This is a genomic window from Enterobacter sp. ZOR0014, assembly GCF_000798855.1.
Classification (GTDB): domain Bacteria; phylum Pseudomonadota; class Gammaproteobacteria; order Enterobacterales; family Enterobacteriaceae; genus Enterobacter; species Enterobacter kobei.
This window is the reverse complement of sequence record NZ_JTLF01000393.1, coordinates 1-5,518: the sequence shown is the minus strand read 5'-3', so window position 1 is coordinate 5,518 and position 5,518 is coordinate 1. Positions and strand designations below refer to the sequence as shown.

Here is a 5,518-nt window from a genome sequence, read left to right as displayed (position 1 = left end):
ATGCTTTATCCGCGTGCCTGGCGCCGCATGATCGCGACCATGAGCCAACTTCCGGATAATATTTTGCGCCGTTTCGGCGGTGGACTTGTGGTTGCTGGCATCGTGATCTACTACATGTTGAGGAAAACGATTGGCTGATCAAAAAGTGGTCGGATTTGGCGTATTTTGAGGTCAAAAAGTGCTGTATATCTGAAAAAGCGATGGTAGAATCCATTTTTAAGCAAACGGTGATTTTGAAAAAAATGGGTAACAACGTCGTCGTACTGGGCACCCAATGGGGTGACGAAGGTAAAGGGAAGATTGTTGATCTTCTGACTGAACGGGCTAAATATGTTGTACGCTACCAGGGCGGTCACAACGCAGGCCATACTCTCGTAATCAACGGTGAAAAAACCGTCCTCCATCTTATTCCATCAGGCATTCTTCGCGAAAACGTCACCAGCATCATCGGTAACGGCGTTGTGCTGTCTCCCGCTGCGCTGATGAAAGAGATGAAAGGTCTGGAAGACCGTGGTATCCCTGTTCGTGAGCGTCTGCTGCTCTCCGAAGCCTGCCCGCTGATCCTGGATTATCACGTGGCACTGGACGTCGCGCGTGAGAAAGCACGTGGTGCGAAAGCGATCGGTACGACCGGTCGTGGTATCGGCCCGGCTTATGAAGATAAAGTGGCACGTCGCGGTCTGCGCGTGGGCGATCTCTTCGACAAAGCCACCTTCGCTGAAAAACTGAAAGAAGTGATGGAATATCACAACTTCCAGCTGGTGAACTTCTACAAAGCTGACGCTGTTGACTACCAGAAAGTGCTGGATGACGTCATGGCGATTGCAGACATTCTGACCGGTATGGTTGTTGATGTGTCCGATCTGCTGGACCAGGCGCGCAAGCGTGGCGATTTCGTTATGTTCGAAGGTGCGCAGGGTACGCTGCTGGACATCGACCACGGTACCTATCCGTACGTAACCTCTTCTAACACCACCGCAGGTGGCGTGGCGACTGGCTCTGGCCTGGGTCCACGTTATGTGGATTACGTTCTGGGCATCATCAAAGCTTACTCCACGCGTGTGGGGGCAGGTCCATTCCCGACCGAGCTGTTCGATGAAACCGGCGAGTTCCTCTGCAAGCAGGGTAACGAGTTTGGCGCGACCACCGGTCGTCGTCGTCGTACCGGCTGGCTGGACGCGGTTGCTGTGCGTCGTGCCGTGCAGATCAACTCCCTGTCTGGCTTCTGCCTGACCAAGCTGGACGTGCTGGACGGCCTGAAAGAAGTGAAAATCTGCGTCGGCTACCGTATGCCAGACGGCCGTGAAGTGACCACAACTCCGCTGGCCGCTGACGACTGGGAAGGCATTGAGCCAATTTACGAAACCATGCCGGGCTGGTCTGAGACCACTTTCGGTGTGAAAGAGCGTAGTGGCCTGCCACAGGCGGCGCTGGATTACATCAAGCGTATTGAAGAACTGACCGAAGTGCCGATCGATATTATTTCTACCGGCCCGGATCGTACTGAAACGATGATCCTGCGCGACCCGTTCGACGCATAATCTTCGTGAATGCTGGCCTGCGGGGAAACTCGTAGGCCGGATAAGCGTAGCGCCATCCGGCGACCGCTCCTGGATCTCCGCTTTTTCGCCCCGTCTGTCAAATAAATTAGCCGCTATCTATCTGGCTGGTTTATCATCATTAATGAATATCTCTGCGGTTTGACCGCGTTTTCCCTTTTTCCTGAGGTTGATGTGCAGTTAACAAGTTTCACCGATTACGGCTTACGTGCGCTGATTTACATGGCGTCGTTACCCGATGGGAAGATGACCAGTATCTCTGAAGTGACGGAGGTATACGGCGTATCTCGTAATCATATGGTCAAAATAATCAATCAACTTAGTCGTGCCGGATACGTTGCTGCCGTCCGCGGGAAGAATGGGGGGATCCGTCTCGGTAAACCGGCGCAGAGTATTCGCATCGGGGATGTGGTACGCGAACTGGAGCCCTTGTCTCTGGTGAACTGCAGCAGTGAGTTTTGCCACATTACACCCGCTTGCCGCCTGAAACAGGCGCTTTCTAAGGCTGTGCAAAGTTTTCTCAAGGAACTGGATAACTACACGCTGGCCGATTTGGTTGAAGAGAATCAACCGCTTTATAAATTATTGCTGGTGGAATGAAGAAAATTTCCACCGGAGCTGACAACGGAGGAACCGACATGTCACAAGATCCTTTCCAGGAACGCGAAGCCGAAAAATACGCGAATCCTATCCCCAGCCGCGAGTTCATCATTGAACACTTAACAAAACGCGAAAAACCCGCCAATCGTGAAGAACTTGCCGTTGAATTAAATATTGAAGGTGAAGAGCAAATTGAAGCCCTTCGCCGTCGCCTGCGTGCCATGGAGCGCGACGGGCAACTGGTCTTTACCCGCCGCCAGTGCTACGCGCTGCCTGAACGCCTCGACTTGCTGAAAGGCACCGTGATTGGGCACCGTGATGGCTTTGGCTTCCTGCGCGTGGAAGGCCGCAAAGATGACCTGTATCTGTCATCTGAACAGATGAAAATGTGTATCCACGGCGACCAGATCCTGGCGCAGCCGCTGGGTGCTGACCGTAAAGGTCGCCGGGAAGCGCGCGTGGTGCGCGTACTGGTGCCAAAAACCAGCCAGATTGTTGGCCGTTACTTCACTGATGCGGGTGTGGGCTTTGTGGTGCCGGACGACAGCCGTCTGAGCTTTGACATCCTGATCCCGCCTGAAGAGGTGATGGGCGCACGCATGGGCTTTGTGGTTGTGGTAGAACTCACTCAGCGCCCAACGCGTCGCACCAAAGCGGTTGGTAAAATCGTGGAAGTCCTGGGCGATAACATGGGCACTGGCATGGCCGTTGATATGGCATTGCGCACCCATGAGATCCCCTACATCTGGCCGAAAGCGGTTGAAGATCAGATCGAAAGTCTGCGTGAAGAAGTGCCGGAAGAGTCCAAAGTGGGCCGCGTGGATCTGCGCTCCCTGCCGCTGGTCACCATTGATGGCGAAGATGCCCGCGACTTCGATGATGCCGTTTACTGTGAGAAAAAACGCGGTGGCGGATGGCGTCTGTGGGTGGCGATTGCGGACGTGAGCTACTATGTTCGCCCGCACACCCCGCTGGATAACGAAGCGCGCAGCCGTGGTACCTCGGTGTATTTCCCCTCTCAGGTAATACCAATGCTGCCGGAAGTGCTCTCTAACGGCCTGTGCTCCCTGAACCCGCAGGTTGATCGCCTCTGTATGGTGTGTGAGATGACCATCTCCACCAAAGGGCGCTTAACCGGCTACAAGTTCTATGAAGCGGTCATGAGTTCCCATGCGCGTCTGACCTATACCAAGGTCTGGCATATGCTGCAGGGCGACCAGGATCTGCGCGAACAATACGCGCCGTTGGTCAAACATATTGAAGAACTGCATAACCTCTACAAAACGCTGGATCAGGCACGCGAAGAGCGCGGCGGGATCTCGTTCGAGAGCGAAGAAGCGAAGTTTATCTTCAACGCAGAGCGTCGCATTGAGCGTATCGAGCAGACCCAGCGTAATGATGCGCATAAGCTGATCGAAGAGTGTATGATCCTGGCGAACATCTCGGCAGCGCGTTTCGTTGAGAAAGCCAAAGAGCCAGCGCTGTTCCGTATTCACGATAAGCCGTCAACGGAAGCCATCACCGCGTTCCGTTCAGTACTGGCGGAACTGGGCCTGGAGCTGCCTGGCGGCAACAAGCCTGAACCGCGCGATTACGCCGAGCTGCTGGAGTCCATTGGCGACCGTCCTGATGCAGAAATGCTGCAGACGATGCTGTTGCGTTCGATGAAGCAGGCGATTTACGATCCGGAAAACCGGGGACACTTCGGCCTGGCGTTGCAGTCTTACGCGCATTTCACCTCGCCGATCCGTCGCTATCCTGACCTCTCTCTGCACCGCGCGATCAAGTATCTGCTGGCGCAGGAGCAGGGCCATAAAGGGAACACTACCGAAACCGGCGGTTACCACTATTCGATGGAAGAGATGCTGCAGCTCGGTCAGCACTGTTCCATGACCGAGCGTCGTGCTGATGAAGCCACGCGCGACGTAGCGGACTGGCTGAAGTGTGACTTTATGCTGGACCAGGTGGGCAACGTCTTTAAAGGCGTGATAGCCAGCGTGACCGGCTTTGGTTTCTTCGTGCGTCTGGACGAGCTATTTATCGACGGTCTGGTGCACGTCTCCAGCCTGGATAACGACTACTACCGCTTCGACCAGGTTGGTCAGCGCCTGATTGGCGAATCGGGCGGCCAGACCTACCGTCTGGGCGACCGTGTGGAAGTGAAAGTTGAAGCCGTGAATATGGACGACCGTAAAATCGACTTCAGCCTCATCTCCAGCGAGCGTGCGCCGCGTAACGTCGGTAAAACCGAGCGTGAACGGGCGAAAAAAGGCGGAAACGCTAAACCGGGCGGCGGTAAACGTCGTCAGGCGGGTAAGAAGGTAAACTTCGAGCCAGACAGCGCGTTCCGCGGCGAGAAGAAGCAAAAGCCGAAGGCGGCAAAGAAAGACGCTCGCTCAGCGAAAAAACCTTCTGCGAAGACGCAGAAAATCGCTGCTGCCACCAAAGCAAAACGTGCAGCGAAGAAAAAACAGGCGGAGTAAGTTCCGCCCCTCACCCTGACCCTCTCCCCAGTGGGGAGAGGGGAAAGAACAGTCATAATGAGAACCATCAATGAGTGAAATGATTTACGGCATCCACGCGGTGCAGGCCCTTCTCGAGCGCGCACCGGAGCGTTTTCAGGAAGTGTTTATTCTGAAAGGGCGTGAAGACAAACGTCTGATGCCGCTGATCCACGCGCTGGAAGCGCAGGGCGTGGTGATCCAGCTGGCGAACCGCCAGTACCTGGATGAGAAAAGTGAAGGCGCGGTTCACCAGGGCATTATTGCTCGCGTGAAGCCGGGCCGTCAGTATCAGGAAAACGATCTGCCGGATCTTATTGCCGCACTGGATAACCCGTTCTTCCTGATCCTTGATGGCGTAACCGATCCGCACAATCTCGGCGCATGCCTGCGTAGCGCTGATGCGGCAGGTGTGCATGCTGTGATTGTACCGAAAGATCGCTCCGCGCAGCTGAACGCGACGGCGAAGAAAGTGGCCTGCGGCGCAGCGGAAAACGTTCCGCTGATCCGCGTAACCAACCTGGCGCGTACCATGCGTCTGCTGCAGGAAGAGAATATCTGGATCGTCGGTACCGCGGGTGAGGCAGATCATACCCTGTACCAGAGCAAAATGACCGGACGTCTGGCGCTGGTGATGGGTGCGGAAGGTGAAGGTATGCGCCGTCTGACGCGCGAGCACTGCGACGAGCTGATCAGCATCCCGATGGCGGGCAGCGTGTCGTCCCTGAACGTGTCTGTGGCGACGGGCATCTGCCTGTTTGAAGCGGTTCGTCAGCGCGGAGAATAAACAGCAAGGCCGTCCAAGGACGGCCTTTAGTGTTTTCTCCCTCTCCCCGTGGGAGAGGGCCGGGGTGAGGG

General features: G+C 55.5%; 5 protein-coding genes. All 5 read left to right on the top strand.

The genetic code is table 11. From position 1 onward, the window contains the following. A partial coding sequence (locus tag L977_RS24165) for a DUF2065 domain-containing protein (RefSeq protein ID WP_047626946.1) occupies positions 1-138 on the top strand: 138 nt, incomplete at its 5' end. A gap of 104 nt (positions 139-242) precedes the next feature. Beyond that, complete coding sequence (locus tag L977_RS22080; protein WP_006178975.1) at positions 243-1,541, top strand: adenylosuccinate synthase; 1,299 nt, start codon at positions 243-245, stop codon at positions 1,539-1,541. 192 nt (positions 1,542-1,733) lie between these two features. Beyond that, positions 1,734-2,159 (top strand): nitric oxide-sensing transcriptional repressor NsrR, encoded by a 426-nt coding sequence (gene nsrR / locus L977_RS22075; RefSeq protein ID WP_014882230.1) that lies wholly within the window; start codon positions 1,734-1,736, stop codon positions 2,157-2,159. Between the two features lie 38 nt (positions 2,160-2,197). Further along, the gene (gene rnr, locus L977_RS22070; RefSeq protein ID WP_047626945.1) at positions 2,198-4,642 is read left to right on the top strand and encodes a ribonuclease R; all 2,445 of its coding nucleotides are present in this window, start codon (positions 2,198-2,200) and stop codon (positions 4,640-4,642) included. Positions 4,643-4,712: 70 nt separating this feature from the next. Then, positions 4,713-5,447, top strand: a complete 735-nt coding sequence (gene rlmB, locus L977_RS22065; protein ID WP_014882232.1) for a 23S rRNA (guanosine(2251)-2'-O)-methyltransferase RlmB — start codon at positions 4,713-4,715, stop codon at positions 5,445-5,447. Positions 5,448-5,518: the final 71 nt, after the last annotated feature.

What these genes read in the sequence shown, in the direction of transcription:
- rnr (WP_047626945.1), top strand. Translation starts at nt 2,198, where the DNA reads ATGTCACAAGATCCTTTCCAGGAACGCGAAGCCGAAAAATACGCGAAT.
- L977_RS22080 (WP_006178975.1), top strand. Translation starts at nt 243, where the DNA reads ATGGGTAACAACGTCGTCGTACTGGGCACCCAATGGGGTGACGAAGGT.
- rlmB (WP_014882232.1), top strand. Translation starts at nt 4,713, where the DNA reads ATGAGTGAAATGATTTACGGCATCCACGCGGTGCAGGCCCTTCTCGAG.